A 20,016-nucleotide genomic window follows, 5' to 3' on the forward strand; every position below is an offset into this window, starting at 1 on the left:
CTTCCTAGATTCATCTGTTCTTTAAGCTTACTGCTTCAAGTGGACAATAGGCAACTCCCATTTCGGAAGACAATAAAAAAGCACACAGCGGCTACCTAGGAAATAACATGCCCAGAACTGCCGCTGTATGCTTACTCCGTTTATACCAGAAACATCGCCACGACCGTCGTCACGCCGAGGCCGATGAGCACAGGCTTCAGATTCCGTCTTGCAAGCTCGAACGGACTGACGCCGCAAATCGCCGCGGCCGGAATGAGCGCCCACGGAATCAAGGTGCCGCCGCCGACCCAGATGGCGGCCACTTGCCCGAGCGCGGTTAACACAGCCGCGCCAGAGCCGATTGCCGTCGCGAAGAGCTGGGCAATCGAGCCCGCGAGGGAGATGCCGGAGAAGCCGGAGCCGTCGAGACCGGTAATCGCGCCGACGACGGTGAGCGTCACGGCGCCAACCGCGCCGTTCAGGGGAACATGCCCCGCCAGTGCAACGCCGAGATCGTTCACGATCCCGTGCGACCCTTCGGGCAGTATTTTACCGAAGAGCTCCGTAAAAGCCGAGTCGCCAAGGTAGAAAAAAGCCGCAATCGGAATAACGGGGCCGAACACTTTGAAACCGAATACAAAACCTTCGATGAGGTAAGAAGTCGTTTGTTCCAGACCTTGATTGCGGTGCGCGAGCAGCGTTACTGCAATCAAGATGAACACAGCAGTGCCGCCAACGAGCGCAGTGGCATCTCCGCCTTGCAGATGAAGCGCGAACATCGCCACGACGTCCAGAGCGAAAAGCAGCGGGATAAGGATCGCCAGTGTCTTTTTCACCTTAGGCGTTAAGCTAACCTGCGCTTTTTCGTCTGAGGCAAGGAGCGAGCCGCTATCCCCTGTGCCGCTTGCTACAAGACCATCCCGCCATGTCCCGTTCCTGATGTCCCGGCGCATCATCCAAAATGCCGTGACCGTCGTCACCAGTCCCATCACGATCACAAGCGGAATGCTGGCCTCCATGACCGAGCTAACCGGCAATCCGGCTGCATCTGCTGTTAGCTTGGGCGCTCCTTGAATAATATAATCTCCCGATAGCGCAATCCCATGGCCGAACAAGTTCATCGCCATCGCTGCACCTAATGCAGGCAAACCAACACGAACCGCCACCGGAAGCAGGACCGCTCCAATCAAAGCCACTCCAGGTGAAGGCCAGAAAAACCATGAGGTCACCATCATGATGATCCCAATTCCCCAGAAAGCAAGTGCCGGTGTGCGCAGAAACCGGGTCAACGGGGCTACCATCGCTTCATTGATGCCCGTTCGAATGAGCACCCTGCTCATCGCCACAACAATGGAGATGATCATGATCGTACCCATCAGTTCTTTCGTTGCATACAGAAAACTGTTGAAAATTCCGGACACCGAACCGCTCAACGTTTCAGTGGCCAGTAAACCCAGAGCAAATATACCGACTACACAAATCATCGTCGTATCTCTTCGCTTGATCAAAAGCGCAAGAATAAAACCAATAAATACGAGATAGACCCAATGAATCGGCAATAATTGAATCTCCACTCGAATCACGCATCCTCTCTGCCTAAGCAGCACTTGGTGCTACACTATATGCTCGGCTAGGCGTAGGCGTTCGCGCATTTCGGGAGTTCACAGGCACCTTGTGGTACAATAAAGGAACTATTTTAAACAAGTAAGGGGCATGTACCGCAATGGCTAGTAATCAGCGTTTAGTAACGAATGTCGATTTTCAGGAAGCCATGGATCGACAGGCTCCTGTCCGCATTTTCAAAGATGATCATATCGTCGATACGAATGCCATCATCCTCCGTTTCAGCGAGAAAACGATTGTCGTACAAACGCGTGTCAGCGATTTGACGTACTATGATCGCGATGCATGTGAATTTTTCGAGATGAAAAGAAGATAAGAGCGCGGGGTGGCTGCTTTCGCGTATTGAGCCGGCCTTTTTGGCAGGCTCAGGGCGAGGTGGCTGCTTTCGGGCTGCTGAGACTGCTTTTTCGGCAGGCTCAGTGCGACTTTGGTCGGTTTCGAGCCGTTTCCGAGCTTGAGCCGGCCTTTTTGGCAGGCTCAGCGGCAAGTAGCAGCTTTTCCACCTCCGAGACTGCTTTTTTGGCAGGCTCAGTGCGACTTTGGTCGGTTTCGAGCCGTTTCCGAGCTTGAGCCGGCCTTTTTGGCAGGCTCAGCTTTCATTTGCGCGGGATGAGGTTGCTTTCTACTCTAACGGATAGGTAGAAAGCTGGACGAATTGAAAGCCTGCCTTTTGCAAGTCAGGGATTGCTTTGATGACGCCTTCTGCTGTGTCTTTTTCGGGGTGGTTCATGTGCGCGAGAACGATGGAACCGCTCTTTGCTTTCATTAGTGCATGGTAGACCTGATCGGTGTTGTATGTGGCACCTGCGTCCCCTAGGACATTGTAGCCTGCCAGCTGGGTGCCCAAATCGTGAGCGATCGCTGCGGCGACATCGTCGTAATAAGCCGTACCTGAGCGAAAAAATACAGGCCGACGACCTGTCAGCTGCTCAATCCGGTCCGCATTGTCGGTCACTTCGTGAATGACTTCGCTCACGTTTTTCGTTCCTGCGATGCCATAGGCAGGCTTCCCATTGATAGATAAGGGCCGATGCTCGGTCCCGTGATTTTCGATCTCGAATAGGGGATTTGCAGCGAGCTTCGTAAACGTGTCTGGATTGGCAATGATCCATCTGGAATTGATAAATAAGGTGGCCGGAATATGTTCTTTGATCAAATAGTTGATCAATTTCTCATCATATCCGCTGCCTTCTTTGCCGCCACATGCATCAAATGTCAGCGCTATTGCTTTTTCTTTTGTCACCAGATGTGTCCGTACTCCAGTAATTTGCTCGCCCCACTTCTTCGGGACTGCCTTGCTATAACGGTCGATTAGCGCTGTCAACGCAGACGTGGATAAGGATGACGTGAATTCAGAAGTCAGAACTGGAGTTGGCTCTAAATTTTGGGTCTGTTTAGGATCTAAATTTTGGGTCTGTGTAGGATTTAAAGTTGGTGCCACTGTAGGCTCTGAAGTTTGGTTCGGTGTGCGATCTGTAGTTGAAGCAGATACCTGCTCTGAAGTTTGTTTGGGAATGTGCTCTGAAGTTGCGTTAGGGGCTGTCTTTGTCGTTGGTATAGAAGCTGTGTGCGAACTGTGTGCCTCGCAGCTTGATAGCGCAATCATGGCAACTAGAAAGAAGAGGAAGCACAATCTGCGCTCCCTCATTTGTGCTTTCTCCAGTCCAAGCTGCTCTTCTCGAGCAGGTGTCCAAAATCGTTCTCCAGCCGTTTCTCCTCCGCCTTGCGTGCAGCTTCTGCCTCAGCTCGGATCGCATCCTTGCGCGCTTGTTCCTCCGCTTTCATTGCATCTGCTTGAGCTTTCAGCCCCTCCAGAATTTCTGGGCGAAGTAAGTCCTTTAGCGTTGCTGGTTTATCTTGCACACTGGTATCAGCGGATGTAGACGACCATTTTTTCTTAGCCATAACGGGTTCACCTCTGTTCCATTTCTCACACAGTTTTCCCCTTTATTGTACAACTCTACTCATGCAAATGATAGGGTACTGTTGCGACAACAATATCTTTGTCCGACTGGAGTTTGGAACGAATACGCGCAGCAGACTGATTGTGGAGCAATCGGTGCCACCATTTTTTCGGCATAAATTGGGGCAGGATCACCATAATGGATTGCTTATCCGAAACATGGGTATCAATGCGTTCGATGAATTCAGCCAGCGGCTTCAGAATCGTCCGATAACGTGATTTGAACACAACGAGACGAACGCCAGGGTCCCATTTATCCCACTTCTCCTGCATCGCTTCTTCATCCTCATCTGAGAACGATACATAGAAAGCTATGACGTTAGGGGATAAAGATTTGGCATAGTTCAAGGATTGCGCAACAACGCGGTGAATCCCTGCAACAGGCACGATAATTACAGGTTCTTTGGTGCAAACACGCTCATGCTCAATATCAATGCGCAGTTGTTTGGCCACGTCATCGTAGTGATGACTCACCTTCGTAATGAGCCAGAGCAGAATTGGCGTCACGATAATGACGATCCAAGCACCCTCGCTGAATTTGGTGAAACAAAAGATCAGCAGCACGGCAAAGGAGACAATGCCTCCCAAACCATTAATAAGCGACTTGCCAATCCAGCCTCTCACTCGTTCTCTCAACCATTTGCGGACCAGGCCGCTTTGAGCCAATGTAAAAGATAAAAAGACGCCAATCGCATATAAAGGAATAAGTGCATCGGTCTTGCCTTTGAAAATAATTAAAAGAATGCTAGCCAGAACCCCTAAAGTGACAATCCCGTAATGAAAAGACAAGCGGTCTCCCCGGTAGGAGAACATGCGTGGAAAGTTTTTATCTTGAGCCATAATGGACGCCAAAATTGGGAAGCCATTAAAGCTCGTGTTGGCCGCTAGCACCAAGATCAGCATGGTGCCGATTTGTGTGGCAAAATACAGTGTTCCACGCCCAAATGCTTGCTCCGTCACCATCGACAACACCGATGTATGTCCGTGCGGATCAGGCACAATCCCGTAGCCCAAGCTGAGCAAGGTGACGCCGCCGAAAACAATCGCCAGCAAAGTCCCTAGCGAAGCGAGTGTGCGCTTGGCATTTTTCACGGATGGTGTACGGAAATGCGGTACCGCATCAGAAATCGCCTCGATTCCTGTCACGGCCGAACAACCGGAAGAGAAAGCTTTGAGGATTACGAACAGTGTTAAAGAACTCGTCATCGAGCTTGGTGCGAACTGAATAGCATGCATATTCATCGAGCCGCTCAGCATATCGAAAATCCCTTTGCCGATCAGCAATAAGATACAAAGAATAAAAAAGTAAGTCGGAATCGCAAAAACGGTGCCTGATTCAGATGTGCCTCGCAAATTAAGCCAAACCATCAACCAAACAAGGATTAGCGCTATGGGTATAATATAAGGTACCGTAATCGGAAAAGCCGAAGTAATCGCCGTCACACCGGCCGAAATCGAGACCGCGACGGTTAGCGTATAATCAATAAGCAGCGAGACCCCGGTGAGTCTCCCCCATACCATGCCTAAATTTTCTTTGGCAACCATGTAGGCGCCACCACCCATAGGGTAGGCCTCAATCACTTGGCGATAGCTGAGAACAAGCAGCGTAATCAGCGCAATAATGGAGATTGCGATCGGCAATGAGAACGCAAAAGCGGCAATCCCGACAGTTGCAAGCTCGAGTAAAATCTGTTCCGTACCATATGCTACCGATGAGAGTGCATCTGAAGATAGAATAGGTAGTGCCTTCCAGACCTGCATTTTCTCAGATTCGAGTTCTGCCGATTTGAGCGGCTTGCCGAATACAATTTTTTTCAGTGAATCACTTGTCATGCTGCGAAATTCCCCCAAATTAACCTAGTGTTGAGTACTTTTTTCCTATTTAGGACGCAAAAAAACACAAGGATCGACCTTGTGCTTAGCCACATGTTCTCCTTTCTCACGATCGCTTACGAGGTTAGCTGTCGGGTTCGGGCCGCGAGAAATCTGCCCTAAAGGTCGCACACGAATGGACCTTACTCACCCCGTTGAAACCATTGGTTCCCCCGCTTTTCTATCAAGAAAATTAAGCGAAATATTCAGTTGTAACGTACGTTCTGAATACTACTCTCTTCTTTATGCATAGTAAAGGATTGAAAAGTCTTAAAAAGTTGAATTCCATCCTCTCAATCACTCATAAATTCGCTTACAATGATTTAAATCTTTGTTTTACTTCTATTCTCTTCGGATTTCGCTTATCTGGAGCTTTTTAACAAAAAAAAAGCTACCTCTACGGCAGCTTTTTTGACATTAACTTCGGACATGATGATTGCGTGTCGTTATTTTTTGTTTGAAAATCATTTTTCTCCAAATCAAGGGAATGCCGCCAATCAGAAATAAGTACCGAGCATCAATCACTTTTTTGATTAAAGCTGCAAATTTTCCTTTCACCTTCTTCACTTTCAGAATGCCCACGGCTTCCCCCCTGCCTAACGAAGCTACTGTCCCCTTGTAATCATAAGCAAAAGGTCGCAGCGGCTTTCCTCGCAACGTATACATTAAATTTTTGGCCGTATTGCAGCCCTGCTGAACCGCAATCTGGGCATTGGCCGGATAAGGCGTTCCTTCCGGGCTCATAACAATAGAGCAATCACCCGTAATAAACACGTCGGGATACTGCAAGGAGCGCAAGTAGTCATCCACTCGAACACGACCGCGCTGCACATCAAATCCGGCCTGCTGTAGCAAAGAATTGCCACGAACACCTCCCGACCAAATAATCGTTCCTGCTGGAATAAATTGCCCGTCCCCTAACAGCACACCGTCTGACTCGCAAGCCTTAATCGCTGTGGAAAGTTTATACTGGACCCCTTTGCGGCGCATGACTTCCATGCCGTATTCCACCAGGTCGTGTGGCAGACCCGGGGGCAAAGCCGTAGGCGAGGCTTCCACATTAATAATTTGCACAAGGGCGGGATCCACATCATAAGTCCTGCACAGTACCGGAAGGCGATCCGCTAACTCTCCGACAAACTCCGTACCCGTAAAACCAGCGCCTCCCACAACAAAAGTCAGGTACTCCCTATGCTTGGAAGTTAGCTTATATTTGGCAAACATATACTCGATATGCTGACGAATGAATCGCACACTATTAATGCTGTTAATTGACATCGCATGCTCCCTTAAGCCGGGGATGCCAAATGTCTCGGTCTCACTGCCCAAGCCCACAACCAAGTAATCGTAGGTGAGCGTTTCATCAGCCAGTATGACCTTCTTCTCCTCAGGCAAAATTTGCTGTACTGTCGATTTGACGAAGTGAATTTTCCGCTCATTTATAAGCTCTCTAATCGAGACACGGGCATTCTCATGATGATCGGTTCCAGCAGCCGGCATGTGCAGATGCGTTGTGATGTAATGATAATCGTGCTTATTTACCAAAGTGACCGTCACTTCTTCTGCTCTGATTAGTTTTTGCAGCCTGATCGCTGTAACAATCCCGCCATACCCTGCACCCAGAATAACCACTTTCGCTGGTTTCATCTAAATCCTCTCCTCCGATTGAATCTCTGTATGATCTAATAAATTGCGGTGAATCTAATGGCCAAACCGAGAATCCCAACGCGCGCTGATCTTGGGAGCTCGTTGTGTCGACGCCGCATGGCGGCTGTCAAACCCAAAACGAAACGCATGTGAAAATAATCACATTCTAGATCAGGGTGCAGGGGCGGTTTGGCTCTCTCCTTATCATATGAGTCTTCAGTGGTCTTGATTACACAAAAGCAAAGTAAGGGCATTTAGAGATTAGAGAGCTGGATTATTTAGAGCTTCGGAGGCGGTGGGTGGCTATTAAGTGCGAGGGAAGACGGTGCAGGATTTATAGCAAGAGAGAAGGAGCTGGATTATTAAGAACAAGGAGCATGGGAAGATGGACGTAGGTCTGGGAAGAAGGAGAAAGGGCATTTAGGAGCACGGTGAGAATGAGCTAGGCGCGGAAGAATAAGGCAGATAGGGCTGGCGGGAAAGTGCTGCTGGGAAAGCGCTAGCGCAGAAGGGCTGGCGCAGAAGGGCTGGCGCAGAAGGGCTGGCGCAGAAGGGCTGGCGCGGAAGCGCGGGGCAAAGCAAAGAACATCGAGGTTTCCCTCTTACTGTTCTTTGCTTTTGATGTTTACTTTATCCTGAAGCCTGCGCAGTCGAAAACAATTCATCCCTGCCACACCCAGCTCCTCCAGCAGTCCAAAATTTGCCCAAGCCCCCACAACGGCGCCAATTCCGGGAACAAGTTGCAGCATTTTGCGAAAATCAATCGTATCCCGATACTCCTGCTGCAGCTGCTGCCAATCTACTTGATCCAAATAGGCTGCTGCGGGCGGGAAAGAATCCGAAATCACATGCCAACTCTTGATCGTTTTAAGCAATTCGGTCTTCTTCTTCGGGCTCGAAAAGGCCAACTGAAAAACGTAGAGAATAAACAAACGCTCCCTATAATCCTTTGTCGAATAACCGTACACGTGAGCAAGCTCGAAAAGAAATTTCAATTTAATGCCGAGCAAAATAGGAAAATCAGCGAGTCCAAGCAGAATGCCTCCCGCTCCCGTCCCTGCGCCTTCGGCTGCGGCAATCTTTTTATAAAGAGATAGCAGCTCTTCTGCCTTCGCATCCCTGTCTGCTAAAGATACATCATAGAGCGGCTCTTGGGCCGGAATATAATTGATGCCGAATAAGGTCGTTTGGATGATACCTTTGACCGTTGCCGTTATCGTTTTGTGAACCTTGTCGGGGATCAGATTGTTAATCCCGGTTTGGAGTGATTTGGAAGCCCTCTCCACGACATTCGGTGTCTTCTGCTGCCTAATTTCCCAGCGTTTCAGTTGCCTTGCCAATTGCTGCTCGTATAGGGTGTATTCCGCTTCCATAGTTCACCGCCGTCCATATTCTTAATCAAAGTATAGTATACGAGGCTCATAGTCTCAACATGACTTGTTTAGGGGGATGCAGAACGGGAATAGCGTTCGATAAATGGAGGGTTGAGATGTAGTGTTTGTGAAGTGTGCAAAGCTGTTCGAGTAAGTTGGACAAATAGTGTGTTTGGGATGAGGTGGTGCATGTGAAGTGTGGAGTGTGCAAAGCTTGGGCGATTTAGACTAATGGTGGGTTTGGGATGAGGTGTGCTTGTGAGGTGATGAGTATGCAAAGCTTGGGCGATTTAGACTGATGGTCGGGTTTGGGATGAGGTGTGCTTGTGAGGTGATGAGTATGCAAAGCTTGGGCGATTTAGACTGATGGTCGGGTTGGGATGAGGTCTGAACTGGAATGAGCCGGGGTGATGAATGAGGATTTAGAAGGATCGGAGTTGGAAATACGCTGGCAGGCGCGATGAGGAAGGATCGTGATGGATGACGCAAGAGGAGGATCGCGGAAGAAGATAGCGCTTGGCACGAGTGAGCGAGGAGAAAGCAGAATCGGCTAGTAGAATAACATTGTACGGTGAAAAGTATTGTCTTACAAGTTATCAGATTTCAAGGGAATCCTCCCCTTCTGATGAAATTTCTCTTGTAAATATGCCATTCTGCACGTTGCTAGACGAGAAACGACGGTCCTTTTCAATTGAAACGGAACTAGAGGGCGCTATTTGGGCAAAATAGCGACTTTTTCTCCGCAAGCGGAACTACGGTACGCTATTTGCTTCGTTTTTCACTCAAATTGAGCTTTTGGGGACATATAGCGTATCGTAGTTCCGTTTCGAGTCTATTTTGCCATTTTTCTCGGAAATAGCGTATCGTAGTTCCGTTTCAGTTTCGGTGCTAGTAGGATCTGAGGATTCTCCGGCCTCCGAAAATCTACTGCTTAGACTTCGTACTAAAAGCCGCTTCCATGCTCTGCTCTGCCTGCTCTGCCTGCTCTGCCTGCTCTGCCTCGTCCTGCCCCTCAAACTCCATTCCACGAATTTCATGCCTTGTCTTGCCTTTACCTACCCGAGCATGCCCACGCATCCCCTACCTTGTCCTGCCTCAGCATCAGCCCCATCTATTTACGGACCAAAATAAGAAGGCCAAAACCAACAACGCCGAGAACGACAAAGAGGCTATCTCTGCGCTGCCAGCTTAACGTGCTTTTCCTCAGAAGCAGCTTGTTTCCATCGATTTGCTTCATTTCCATAGCAACCGTTAGCTGCTCCGCCTTGTGAAACATGGCGAGCAGCAAAGGAACAACGAGCGCTGGGATATCCCGCGACCTTACCGAACCTGGGCGAATAGCAGCTTTGCCTCGCGCTCGGACGATGGCCGAGAACCGCTGCCATTCCCGCAGTATCATCGGTATGAAGCGAAACATGACCGACACGGCTAAGGAAAAGGAGGCGACGGGGAGCTTCATTTTGGCCAAATACCTCAAGGCCCAATTCAGCCCTTCGACGAGCTGTCCGTATGGTGTCGTCACCGCTAACCAGTAGCCGTCCAAAATGACCAGAAACAACCGGGTCACGGTAAATGCTGTGCTCCAGCCGCGCTCCATCGAGTAGCCCAGGCGGAACTGTCCCTCTGGCGTGGTCCAATCCATTCCGGCCAGCAGGATCGAAAGTGCCATAAAGATCAGAAATGGCACCGCGATCTTCCAGCTGCCGCGAAGCACCGCACGCGGCAGGCCGAGAAAGGCGAAGCCGAGGAGCAGGCCTGCTGCCGCGAGGCCGCTCCACTGCTGCTGCTGCATCGTGCCGATGACGAGCAGCAGGTAGAGCAGCCACTTCGCGCGCGGGTCGACCCGCAGCCACGCGGCCTGCGGCGGCGGCGAAGCCGCGCTCGCTTCGCGCGCGGCCGCTGAGCCCGGCGCTGCCGCTCGCGGCGCCGGGGCAAAACCAGCGCTGCCGCGTTCACGCAGCGCCTCGACGATCGCCGGCACAGCAAGCGCCGGCGTAAGCAGGTCTGGCGCGATGGCGATGCCATAGCGCGCCATCGCGGCCGCGGCCTCCGCGCAGCTCGGGAGGCCGACACCCGCGCGCGTCAGCAGCTCCGGCGCGCGGCACAAAGCTTCCGGCGTGCCGTAGAAGACGAGCTCGCCGCGGTCTAGCACGAGGACACGGTCTGCCAACGGCAGGAACGTGTCCAGATCGTGAGTGGCGATGACGAAGCCGCCACGCCCCCGCTCGCGAATAAGGCGCAGCAATTCGCGGACGGCCGCCGCCTCAAGGCCTGCGGTTGGCTCATCCATGAGGAGCCAATCCGGCCCTGTGGCGAAAGTCGTAGCGAGCGCAAGCCGGCGCTGCTCGCCGCCGCTCAGCGCAAAAGGCGACCTGTCCATGACGAAGACACCATGCGGATCGAGGTCGGCACATGCCGCAGCCATACGACGCTCTCGTTCTGCCTTCTCCAGCTTATAAGGACGCAGAGAGTAAGCAAATTCTTGACGAATGCTGCGGGCGAACAATTGCTGCTCGGGAAATTGGAACGTCAAGCCCAGCCGAAGCAGCTGGGCTTGGTTGACTTTCCTTTTCTGCCACAGAGGCTGCTGATCTAGCGTAATTCCTCCTGCCGTAGGCTCAAGGATACCCGCCATAACTTGCAGAAGTGTTGACTTTCCTGACCCTGTATGTCCGATCAACACCGTAACCGATCCATCAGCCAGATCAAATTGGATGTCCTTCAATAGATCATTGCTGGGGTCATCGGGAGCTTGCACCCGAATATCCGTGAGCTTTAGGCCCATGATGCTGCCACCGCCTCAGCCAGTTCTTCCATGCTAAGAGGGAGCAGCCCCAAGCGGCATCCTTGCTGCAAAAGACCTATCGCTGTCTTAATGACATAAGGCGCATCGAGCCCGAGCTCCATGCAAGGTGTCATGACGGGAAGATCGCCCCCATTTTCGCCATAAAAAAATGCCCTCGGCTCCCCCTCAAAGAATATTCGGCCTTCGCCGAAACCAATAACCCGTGTAGCATCAGCCACTTCTTCCAAACGATGCGTAATCCACACCACCGTAGTCCCTCGCTGATAAGCTTCTCTTACAGCTTGTCTCACTTCTTTCCTTGCTGCCGGATCCAGCATAGCTGTAGGTTCATCCAAGATAAGAAGCTCAGGTTGAACGGCAAGTGCTGCTGCTAGATTCACCAGCTGCTTTTGTCCGCCGGACAGCGTATTCAACGATCGCTCGATAGGGAGTGTTAATCCAACAGCCAACAACGTTTCTGCATACCATGCAGCAAGCGATTCTGCTTCGAATTTCCGCTGTGGCAGCACATAGTCCAGCTCTTCCCTAATCGTGTCTCCTACGAATTGAGCGTCTGGAATTTGCAGCACACCTCGGGTGACAACGAAAGACTTCTGATGCTCCATCCTGCCGCTGGATAGCGAACATAACCCTAGCAGTACACTGGCTAAAGTGCTCTTGCCGCTGCCGTTTGGACCTATAACCACAATCCAATCTCCCTTGCAAATGTCCATAGAAACGTCGGACCACACACGCCGGCCTTCTCCCGATTCTGTTCGATAAACAACCGAAGCTTGTTGTAATGAAGCTAAAATCTCTCTTTTTGACATATATAAATTGTTCCTTCCACTTTCCCAAAAGATATGCTATTATCTGATTGTTGATTGTAAACCAACGCAAATACATAAAGTTGACAATAACCTAACAATAACAGAAACAGGAGCGATGAACAATATGAAACTTACTTTGCGCGGCGTTATTTTCAGTGCACTTTTTGCAGCTTTTCTCGTCTTATTCAGCTTTTTCAAAATCTCACTCCCGGTCTCCCCTGTACCCATTACCTTGCAAACGCTAGCCGTTATGCTAGCCGGTGGTTTGCTGGGTGCCAGATACGGCTTTCTTAGTATGGCTCTCGTCGTAGTCCTTACTGCGCTTGGCTTCCCTATGCTGCATGGGAGTGGCGGAATTGGTATTGTCCTTGGTCCCACTGGAGGCTTTATCATGATCTGGCCCTTCTCAGCTCTATTAATTGGTCTAATTTTACCTCGTATTCGCGTGAAAAACGGCGTAGTAGGATTCATTTCTACTTTCCTTGTCCTTGAAATATTCGGTTCTTTACTGCTCTACCTTGCTGGAGTTCCTTGGCTGATGTACAAAGTTCCTGCCTATACGTTTGCTACAGCAATGGTACAAGGCTGCTATCCTTTCCTGCTAGGCGATGCGATCAAAGCTGCAGTGGCCGCGTTTATTGTAGCTTCTGTTCGTCAGGTCTTCCCGCCGCAAAGACTCACGGGCTCCTCTTCACACAGCATTATTCAACAAGACAACAAGCGAGATACTTTCGCTAATTAATTTCTATATTTATTCCCAAAATGGCCTTGCAGCCGTTAAAGATCTGAGCCCTCACTCGCATCTTTGACAGTTGTAGGGCCTTTATCTTTCTATCTTAAATGAAATAAAAATAAGCTCGGCCCCTCTCCATATGTAAAATTGTAACCATTCATTTTTACGATTTTGTAATGTGAATACCTGATTTTTTATTCGATTGTAATGCTCTGACGTGTAAGCTTGTTCTTGTAGACGACAGCACGCTAACAAAACTTAAAATCGAATAGGAGTGTTATAGATGAAAAACAACAAAAAAGCACTAGCCGTTTTGACCATTACAGCCGCCGTAGGTTTGTCCGCTATTGTTCCGTTTAACGCATTTGCCGCCAGTCCTTTCACTGATTCCGCCAGCTCTGCTCAAATACAGACCGCGATTGAACAATTAGCTCAGCAGCAAATTATTTCTGGCTACGAGAACCATACCTTCAAGCCAAATCAATCGGTAACCCGCGCAGAATTAGCCAAAATGATATCTCTGGCCTTTCATGTGAATCTGAATGCGGCAGCAGCAAACAGCTTCACAGATGTTGCCAAAACCGATTGGTTTTATGATTATGCGGTTTCGCTCAGCTCTCTTGGTATCATGAAAGGGACTAACGGACAATTTCAACCAACCCAATCTGTCTCCGCAGACCAACTGTCCGAATGGATTGCCAACGTGTTAAAAGTAGAAAAAACAGCTGTACAGCAGCTGCCAAGCTTCGCTTCGCTCACAGGCAGTCAAGTGACTCGCGGTCAAGCCGCTCTTTTGATTGTTGAGGCGCAACAAATAGCGCCAATTCAAGTAACCAAGCTGCAGGCTTTGAATGCCATTACGCTGCAAGTGACCTTCTCGGCGCCGATTCCGACGACTGAATTAGAGCTGGAGCCCGCTTCCAAAAACTTTGTTTTTGACAATGGCCTGGCGATCAGCAACGTTCCACGACTCAAAACAGGCTCCACATCCACTTACCTTATTCCGGTTCCCACCCAAAAAGCAGGGACAACCTATTCACTAACCTATAAAGGTCAGCCTGCCGGAACATTCACAGCGAGCACAGAGAAAATCGCCCTGAAATCCACGGACCAGGTGACCAATGATGTATTCGAAGTGGAATCCCATCTTGCAGACGGTGTTGCTGACTATGGATATGTCATTGCCGCTTACAGCAAGAGCCGACCTGGTGCTTTCATCGTCGATGAGACGAACAAGTACAACGGCACAACGTATCAAATTCTTTCATCTATGCGTACCCGTCAGGTGCAAATCACGCCTCAGGGCGGAGTCCCGATGACTGCGAATTATCTGCTTTTTACCCAAGCTACGGATGGCAGACAGGCACCTAAATTTATACTTCCAGACGGCGCAACGTTTAAGCCTGGCGTGACTTACACTGTTTCAGCGGACTGGGCAACCATAGCGAATCCAACCTTTACGGCCAAAGAAATCGCTCCGCTTGCTATTCAATCCGCTGCCGCGGTGGATGCCAAGACGGTCGCTGTTACCCTTTCAGAGGATCCAAAAGATGAGATTTTTGTTTCTCGCCGAGTGAGTCTAACCGCTGCAGATGGCACGGTTTTGACAGCTGAGTACACGTTGACCTCGCGTAAAGGAGCTGTAGGTACATTCGCATTGCTGAATAATGCCCAACTCGTGCCAGGTACAGCTTATACCGTTGCTCCAGTTGGCAACTGGGCGACAGCAGCTCAAGGAGCATCTGTCACATTAGCAAAATAACATTCTGAATGCGGAGGAAAGAGTGCCTTGGAGAAGGTGCTCTTTTCTCGTTTACGGCCCCGCTCCCCGCGATAAAACTAGAGAAATCCATGAAAGCCCTGTTGCATAACTTTTAAATTGAGGTGACAGTCTGTGTTGTTTACAAATAAATCCTTTGGTTATATGTTGATTTTGTTCACCCTGTTAGTTGTATTAGCCGGTTGTGGAGCACATTCTGATGCGTCCGCTGGACTCAGCACAAATTCGCCAAAAGCGATTTCTTCCACTGAAGTAACGGCGACAAGCTCTATTCCTAAGGCGGCTTCTTCTGTTGCGTCAACAGCAACGCCGTCAGCATCCATATCATCACCATCTACATCTACATCTACATCTACATCTACATCTACATCTACGCCATCTTCAACGCCAACACCTATAAATGCAACCGAAGATAATACAGCACTAACAACACCAACACCAGCACTAGCACTAGCCCCAATCCTGCTGATTACTCACTCCAAAAGTGACTATATCTCTTTCTTGGACCCGGATACGGGTCACTTCGAGAAACTAATCGTCGGCAAAGCTCCTTTTGCAATTGCAGAAGGACCGAATCATCGCGCTTATGTCTCTACAGCGGAGGGCATTGCTGTCGTTGATACGCAGTCGCGAGTACGAGTAGCGCTTATACCGTATCAAACAGCACTAGACATGTCCCAATATGGCGAATATCGTCCAGGCGGTATGGGCATTGCAGTCTCTCCTGACGGGAAATTCGTCTACGTAGGCGTATACGTATCCGGCAGCAGCGCCAAAAGCCAGCTTGAAATCGTGGATACCGCGAAGCTTGCCGTGACAGGCAGCGTCCCTATTGGCATCCGTCCCTTTGACGTCGTCACCAGTCTTGACGGCCGCGAAGTATACACCATCGACCACGATTCTTACTCAGTGACAGCTGTAGATTCCTCGACTCATAAAGCTCGCACACTGGAAGCTGCGCCCTTCGGTCGAGGTGGCTTTGAGAAGCCCCACTATGCGGTCGTTCGTGCCGACGGTCAGCTGCTTCTGCCTTACCAAGGCCGCGGACTCGTCGTGCTTGACCCGGTCAGCGGCAAGTACGAAACGAAGCCGCTGACTGGCAACACGCATCAGGAAGGCATTGCCCTTACGCCTGACGGCAAGCAGCTGCTCATCGTCGGCAATGGAGCGGCTGGCAGCGCTACAGGCAAGCCGATCCTCACCGTGCTCGATGTGAACACCTACACGGAGAAAATCATTCCCCTTACGCGCATGCACCAGATGGTTGCGAGCAGCGCTGACAGTCATTATGCCTACCTGACTGGCGGCGTCACTTATGCCAACACAGGCTGGAACGGGATGACTGTCGTTGATCTGCTATCCGGCGCTGTTCGCGAACTGGAGCTGCCTGATTATCCGCTTGATGTTCAATTGTTGAGTCGATAGGCGAGAAAGAGGAGTACATGTACAGCGGAGTTGGCTTGAGCTAGCAATTGCTGTCTCCCTGAGACGGAAACCTCTCATGGACAAACCGTGTTGCAGCACCCACGGGCACTTACAGCTTTCTAACGGAGCTGCCTCTAATGTAAATGCGCACGAAGTTTGACAGCCGACGTGTGACCGAGCACCGCGCGCCGGGAGGCGCACGCGGTGCGACGATAAGCCTGCAATTGTGCAGGTTTTATACCCTCTAAATCGACTTCATCTGCAAATTCCTGCGATTATGCATCTTTTGAGGGCAAATTTTCAATAAAGGTGCGAAAATCGTTAAAAAACCTGCATAATCGCAGGTTTTCTCTCTTTTAAGTCTATTTTGTTGAAAAAGCCTGCACTTTTGCATCTTTTGTGAGCGGCAGCAGGGCAAAGCTCTAGCGGCGTTGATTTTGGTGCTTATTTTGGGCTCCTTTTGATGCTTCTTTTGCGCTATTTTTGGTGCTACTTTTGGCGCTTCTTTCAGTGCTTCTTTTGGCGCTCCTTTCGATGCTTCTTTTGGCGCTCCTTTCGATGCTTCTTTTGGTGCTCCTTTTGGCGCTTCTTTCGATGCTTCTTTTGGTGCTCCTTTTGATGCTTCTTTCGGTGCTCCTTTTGGTGCTCCTTTTGGCGCTTCTTTCGATGCTACTTTTGGTGCATCTTTTGGCGCTTCTATCGGTGCTCCTTTTGGTGCTCCTTTTGGTGCTACTTTTGGTGCTCCTTTTGGCGCTCCTTTTGGTGCTTATTTTTGGCTCCTTTTGATGCTTCTTTTGGCGCTACTTTTGGTGCTACTTTTGGCGCTTCTTTCAGTGCTTCTTTTGGCGCTTCTTTCGATGCTTCTTTGGGCGCTCCTTTTGGCGCTTCTTTCGGTCTTGCTTCTGATGCGCCTTCCGTGCTTCTTTCGATGTCGCTTTCGGCCTTGCTTCTGATGTTGCTCTCAGCAATCGCTCGGGACATCACATCACTGCTTCTAGTCCTGCTTCGCCATATAACCTACTCCAGGGTAGGTTATAATCAGCTCCTGGCCTTCCGCAAGGCTTTTGAGTTTCTGGCGAATTCGCGCAATCGTGACCCGCAGGTACTCGACTTCGTCGCGGTATTCGCTGCCCCACACTTCGCTGAGCAGCTGCTCATGCGTCATGACTTTGCCCGCATGCTGCAGGAGCAAAGCGAAGAGATTGTACTCCGTCTCCGTAAACTTGACCTCTGTGTCCCCAACCCAGATGCGCCGCTGTGCCAGATTAGCTGTCACCAGGCCAAGCGTGATTTCGCTTGTCGTGACGGGCGCTGCCATACGGCCGTCCATCCGGCGAAGCACGGCATTCACGCGGGCGAACAGCTCATCAAGCGAGAATGGCTTCGTCAAATAATCGTCCGCTCCCAGATTCAGCCCCTGCACTTTGTCTGCCGCATTGCTGCGTGCGGTCAGCATAATGACCGGTACGCCGGAGTAGGAGCGCAGTCTTTTTAACACTTCGAACCCATCCATGCTGGGCATCATCAAATCCAGCAAAATCAAATCCGGATCAAAGCCTTCAACCTTCTCCAGGGCCTCAGCACCGCTTTGGCAAGTCAGCGTTTCGAAATCCAACGATTTGAGATTCGCCGCAACGAAGCGGACAATTTTCGGTTCATCATCTACGATCATGATTTTTTTCTTGTTCATATCTGCTCTTCTTCCCCTCTGAACCGCGGTATGGCTAAGCTAAAAGTGCTTCCTTCGCCAGGCTTGCTCACAACGTGAATCTCTCCGCCGTGCGCCTGCATAATGCCTTTGCATATCGCAAGGCCAAGTCCCGTTCCCCCCGTTTGCCGGCTGGAGGAGACATCCACACGGTAAAAGCGATCAAATAATTTATCTACATGCTCAGAGGAAATGCCGATCCCGTTATCGTGAACCTCCAGATGCACAAATCGCTCATCAGCCCCAGCGGTGATTCGGATCATAGGATGCTGCTCATTATATCGAACCGCATTGGTGAACAAGTTTACGAGCACCTGCTCCATCCGGAGCTTGTCGGCATAAATTAGCGGCAGATCTTCAGCCAGCTGCACTTCGAATTGCGTATGAGCTTCGCTTGCCTGCTGCGGGAGCCTTCTCATTGCGCTTTCCACGATAGCTTCCACACGCAGAGGCTGCGGGTTGATGCGCATTGCGCCTGATTCAATTTTGGAAATGTCGAGCCAATCGTCAATTAGATCCTGAATGCGCCCGATATCCTCATGGATTCCTTCCAGCAGCTCCTGCTTAAAGCTTTCTTCCCACTGTGCGTCGACACGCAGCAACGTTTCAACACCGCCGCGTATGCTGGTGATTGGTGTTTTGAACTCATGGGAAGCCAGAGAAATCAGGTCATTTTTGAGCGCATCGATTTCATGCTCCTTCGTCATATCCCGCCATACGTAGCCGCGGCCAAAAACCCGCCCATCCCGGGCTACCTGGAAAGCTGAAACCATCATAAAGCGCTCTTTGCCATGCTCAGCCTGCACGGTAAACGCCCCCTGTACTCTAGGCCCTGCCGCCAGCTTATGCAGCTCCTCTTGACGTTCGGGCAGCAGATCGGCAATCCGTTCAAAAAGGACATCCTCCTGCATAATCGCCAGCTCTGGCATCGGAATCGCAAAAATTTCAGCCATTCGATGATTGGCATAAACAACCTGCTGATTCACATCAATTAAAACAATCGCGTCGGACATGCTCTCGAGCACCGCATTTAATGTGGCGTGCTCGTCCTGCAAGCGCTGGGTTCGCTCCTCTACGCGGTCTTCCAGTTCACTGTTCAGCTGTAGAAGCGCACCTTGATTTTCTTTGATTTGCTCAGCCATTCGGAAGAAATGATCCGCCAGCATTTGCAGCTCCAAGGGGGCGCCACGAGGCACGGCCTTACTGTCCCGCTCTACAAAGCTGCCTCCCGCAAGACGCTGGGTATAGCCAACCAAGGCATGAATCGTACCATTCAAACGTCTCGCCAAATAGCTTCCGAGCAGGACGGTCAAAATGAGTGAGATGATGAGCAGCAGCACCGTTAGGCTCAGTGATTCCGTAAATGCAGCATTGACCGAGGCTTTGGATCTGCTGACCCATACAATCCAATCGACTTCGGGAATCACCTTGTAGGTAATCAGCTCTTTTTGCCCGGAGATGCTCAATTGATAGGTTCCTTCGCCTTTGTGCTCGCGAAGCGCATCCACAACCACTGGTTCCTTGGACAAACTTGTCAAGGATTCCGTCAAAGCGGCATTCGGATGGTAGATCGGCTTGCCCGCATGATCCAGTACAACCGGATAAGCTTCTTTGCCGTAATCGTATTTGGTAACCAGCTCTTTAATCGGAGCAAGCTCAAGTACAGCGAGAACAAAGCCATCAGGCTGCTTGTTCGCCTTATAGATCGGTACAGCAATCGCCACAGCCGGCCGATCGGCTCCCTCAAGACCGCGAAACAACGAGGAGACAATGGTCTTGGGGGTTGCTTGCACCCGTATGGTGTAATCCCGATCTTTCAGATCCATGCCAATCAGCGTTTGATTTGCCGCGGAATGGGTCGCTTTAATCACACCATTTTGATCAACGACATAAATGCCCGTAAAGCCAGCCAAGTTGTCTTGCAAGGAATGCAGCTTCAGCATTAAGCTCTCGCGCGTTCGAAAGGCCGCATCCGAGGCGGTAATCGTTGCCGCTAAGGTTTCAACCGCATTCCGGTGATAATACATATAATCTTGAACCGCATCCCCCAGCCGGTAGGTGGTCATTTGCTGATTTCGGTTGGATTCCTGGGTAATATGCGTAATTTGCGAAACTTGAAAACTGCCAAGAATCAAAATCGGAATCATCGCCATGATCGCGAAAGTCAACGTCAAATGGGAACGCATGGAATAGTGCTTCAATAGGTACCTCCACTCTGCGCAGCTATGTAAAATGTAGAAGCATGCTTAGCTTTATTTTACCATTAGCAAAAATGTAATGAAAATGAAATATGATTTT

16 protein-coding genes and 1 riboswitch are annotated in these 20,016 nt (G+C 50.3%); of the genes, 4 read left to right on the forward strand and 12 right to left on the reverse strand.

Annotated elements, in window-relative coordinates:
* Positions 1–140: 140 nt before the first annotated feature.
* Entirely contained in the window at positions 141–1,553 is a 1,413-nt protein-coding gene (locus tag HQN90_RS24965; RefSeq protein ID WP_173223765.1) for a hypothetical protein, read from the reverse strand.
* 149 nt (positions 1,554–1,702) lie between these two features.
* Here HQN90_RS24965 and HQN90_RS24970 point away from each other — a divergent pair, with 149 nt between their 5' ends.
* Positions 1,703–1,918, forward strand: coding sequence for a hypothetical protein (locus HQN90_RS24970; protein WP_079410438.1), 216 nt, complete (start codon positions 1,703–1,705; stop codon positions 1,916–1,918).
* Positions 1,919–2,224: 306 nt separating this feature from the next.
* Here the strand turns inward: HQN90_RS24970 and HQN90_RS24975 are convergent, their stop codons facing one another.
* The 8 genes from HQN90_RS24975 to HQN90_RS25010 form a co-directional block, all read right to left on the reverse strand.
* Entirely contained in the window at positions 2,225–3,250 is a 1,026-nt protein-coding gene (locus HQN90_RS24975) for a polysaccharide deacetylase family protein (protein ID WP_216855453.1), read from the reverse strand.
* Complete coding sequence (locus HQN90_RS24980) at positions 3,247–3,507, reverse strand: YqkE family protein (protein ID WP_173223767.1); 261 nt, start codon at positions 3,505–3,507, stop codon at positions 3,247–3,249. Before HQN90_RS24980 ends, HQN90_RS24975 begins: the two co-directional genes overlap by 4 nt.
* Before the next feature lie 55 nt (positions 3,508–3,562).
* The gene (locus HQN90_RS24985) at positions 3,563–5,398 is read right to left on the reverse strand and encodes an APC family permease (protein WP_173223769.1); all 1,836 of its coding nucleotides are present in this window, start codon (positions 5,396–5,398) and stop codon (positions 3,563–3,565) included.
* Between the two features lie 98 nt (positions 5,399–5,496).
* Positions 5,497–5,647: riboswitch (cyclic di-AMP (ydaO/yuaA leader) on the reverse strand.
* A gap of 207 nt (positions 5,648–5,854) precedes the next feature.
* Positions 5,855–7,084 carry an NAD(P)/FAD-dependent oxidoreductase gene (locus tag HQN90_RS24990; protein WP_173223771.1) on the reverse strand — a complete coding sequence of 410 codons (1,230 nt, stop codon included), beginning with the start codon at positions 7,082–7,084 and terminating at the stop codon, positions 5,855–5,857.
* 602 nt (positions 7,085–7,686) lie between these two features.
* On the reverse strand, positions 7,687–8,457 hold the full coding sequence (locus tag HQN90_RS24995) for an EcsC family protein (RefSeq protein ID WP_173223773.1): 771 nt from the start codon (positions 8,455–8,457) through the stop codon (positions 7,687–7,689).
* A 924-nt stretch (positions 8,458–9,381) separates the two neighbouring features.
* Positions 9,382–9,534 carry a hypothetical protein gene (locus HQN90_RS25000; protein ID WP_173223775.1) on the reverse strand — a complete coding sequence of 51 codons (153 nt, stop codon included), beginning with the start codon at positions 9,532–9,534 and terminating at the stop codon, positions 9,382–9,384.
* A 34-nt stretch (positions 9,535–9,568) separates the two neighbouring features.
* The gene (locus HQN90_RS25005; RefSeq protein ID WP_173223777.1) at positions 9,569–11,242 is read right to left on the reverse strand and encodes an ATP-binding cassette domain-containing protein; all 1,674 of its coding nucleotides are present in this window, start codon (positions 11,240–11,242) and stop codon (positions 9,569–9,571) included.
* Positions 11,233–12,072, reverse strand: a complete 840-nt coding sequence (locus HQN90_RS25010; protein WP_173223779.1) for an energy-coupling factor ABC transporter ATP-binding protein — start codon at positions 12,070–12,072, stop codon at positions 11,233–11,235. Before HQN90_RS25010 ends, HQN90_RS25005 begins: the two co-directional genes overlap by 10 nt.
* Before the next feature lie 124 nt (positions 12,073–12,196).
* On the opposite strand from HQN90_RS25010, the gene HQN90_RS25015 reads away from it, so the two are divergent.
* The 3 genes from HQN90_RS25015 to HQN90_RS25025 all read left to right on the forward strand — a co-directional run bounded on the left by HQN90_RS25015 (position 12,197) and on the right by HQN90_RS25025 (position 16,010).
* On the forward strand, positions 12,197–12,814 hold the full coding sequence (locus HQN90_RS25015; protein ID WP_173223781.1) for a biotin transporter BioY: 618 nt from the start codon (positions 12,197–12,199) through the stop codon (positions 12,812–12,814).
* Positions 12,815–13,088: 274 nt separating this feature from the next.
* Positions 13,089–14,567, forward strand: a complete 1,479-nt coding sequence (locus tag HQN90_RS25020) for an S-layer homology domain-containing protein (RefSeq protein WP_173223783.1) — start codon at positions 13,089–13,091, stop codon at positions 14,565–14,567.
* A gap of 135 nt (positions 14,568–14,702) precedes the next feature.
* Positions 14,703–16,010 (forward strand): beta-propeller fold lactonase family protein, encoded by a 1,308-nt coding sequence (locus HQN90_RS25025; protein ID WP_173223785.1) that lies wholly within the window; start codon positions 14,703–14,705, stop codon positions 16,008–16,010.
* A 729-nt stretch (positions 16,011–16,739) separates the two neighbouring features.
* Here HQN90_RS25025 and HQN90_RS25030 read toward each other — a convergent pair.
* The 3 genes from HQN90_RS25030 to HQN90_RS25040 are packed head-to-tail and all read right to left on the reverse strand — an operon-like array spanning position 16,740 to position 19,919.
* On the reverse strand, positions 16,740–16,991 hold the full coding sequence (locus HQN90_RS25030) for a hypothetical protein (RefSeq protein ID WP_173223787.1): 252 nt from the start codon (positions 16,989–16,991) through the stop codon (positions 16,740–16,742).
* Positions 16,992–17,004: 13 nt separating this feature from the next.
* Positions 17,005–17,700, reverse strand: coding sequence for a response regulator transcription factor (locus HQN90_RS25035; protein WP_173223789.1), 696 nt, complete (start codon positions 17,698–17,700; stop codon positions 17,005–17,007).
* Complete coding sequence (locus HQN90_RS25040) at positions 17,697–19,919, reverse strand: sensor histidine kinase (RefSeq protein ID WP_173223791.1); 2,223 nt, start codon at positions 19,917–19,919, stop codon at positions 17,697–17,699. The genes HQN90_RS25035 and HQN90_RS25040 overlap by 4 nt, the downstream gene beginning before the upstream one ends.
* Positions 19,920–20,016 lie beyond the last annotated feature (97 nt).

This window comes from Paenibacillus alba, from assembly GCF_013204855.1.
Lineage (GTDB): Bacteria > Bacillota > Bacilli > Paenibacillales > NBRC-103111 > Paenibacillus_E > Paenibacillus_E alba.

Excerpts from the sequence above, each read along its gene's own strand:
- HQN90_RS25000 (WP_173223775.1), bottom strand. The coding sequence starts at position 9,534 with ATGCGTGGGCATGCTCGGGTAGGTAAAGGCAAGACAAGGCATGAAATT.
- HQN90_RS24975 (WP_216855453.1), bottom strand. The coding sequence starts at position 3,250 with ATGAGGGAGCGCAGATTGTGCTTCCTCTTCTTTCTAGTTGCCATGATT.
- HQN90_RS24985 (WP_173223769.1), bottom strand. The coding sequence starts at position 5,398 with ATGACAAGTGATTCACTGAAAAAAATTGTATTCGGCAAGCCGCTCAAA.
- HQN90_RS24980 (WP_173223767.1), bottom strand. The coding sequence starts at position 3,507 with ATGGCTAAGAAAAAATGGTCGTCTACATCCGCTGATACCAGTGTGCAA.
- HQN90_RS25010 (WP_173223779.1), bottom strand. The coding sequence starts at position 12,072 with ATGTCAAAAAGAGAGATTTTAGCTTCATTACAACAAGCTTCGGTTGTT.
- HQN90_RS25035 (WP_173223789.1), bottom strand. The coding sequence starts at position 17,700 with ATGAACAAGAAAAAAATCATGATCGTAGATGATGAACCGAAAATTGTC.
- HQN90_RS25015 (WP_173223781.1), top strand. The coding sequence starts at position 12,197 with ATGAAACTTACTTTGCGCGGCGTTATTTTCAGTGCACTTTTTGCAGCT.
- HQN90_RS25030 (WP_173223787.1), bottom strand. The coding sequence starts at position 16,991 with ATGTCCCGAGCGATTGCTGAGAGCAACATCAGAAGCAAGGCCGAAAGC.
- HQN90_RS25020 (WP_173223783.1), top strand. The coding sequence starts at position 13,089 with ATGAAAAACAACAAAAAAGCACTAGCCGTTTTGACCATTACAGCCGCC.
- HQN90_RS24970 (WP_079410438.1), top strand. The coding sequence starts at position 1,703 with ATGGCTAGTAATCAGCGTTTAGTAACGAATGTCGATTTTCAGGAAGCC.
- HQN90_RS24990 (WP_173223771.1), bottom strand. The coding sequence starts at position 7,084 with ATGAAACCAGCGAAAGTGGTTATTCTGGGTGCAGGGTATGGCGGGATT.
- HQN90_RS24995 (WP_173223773.1), bottom strand. The coding sequence starts at position 8,457 with ATGGAAGCGGAATACACCCTATACGAGCAGCAATTGGCAAGGCAACTG.
- HQN90_RS25005 (WP_173223777.1), bottom strand. The coding sequence starts at position 11,242 with ATGGGCCTAAAGCTCACGGATATTCGGGTGCAAGCTCCCGATGACCCC.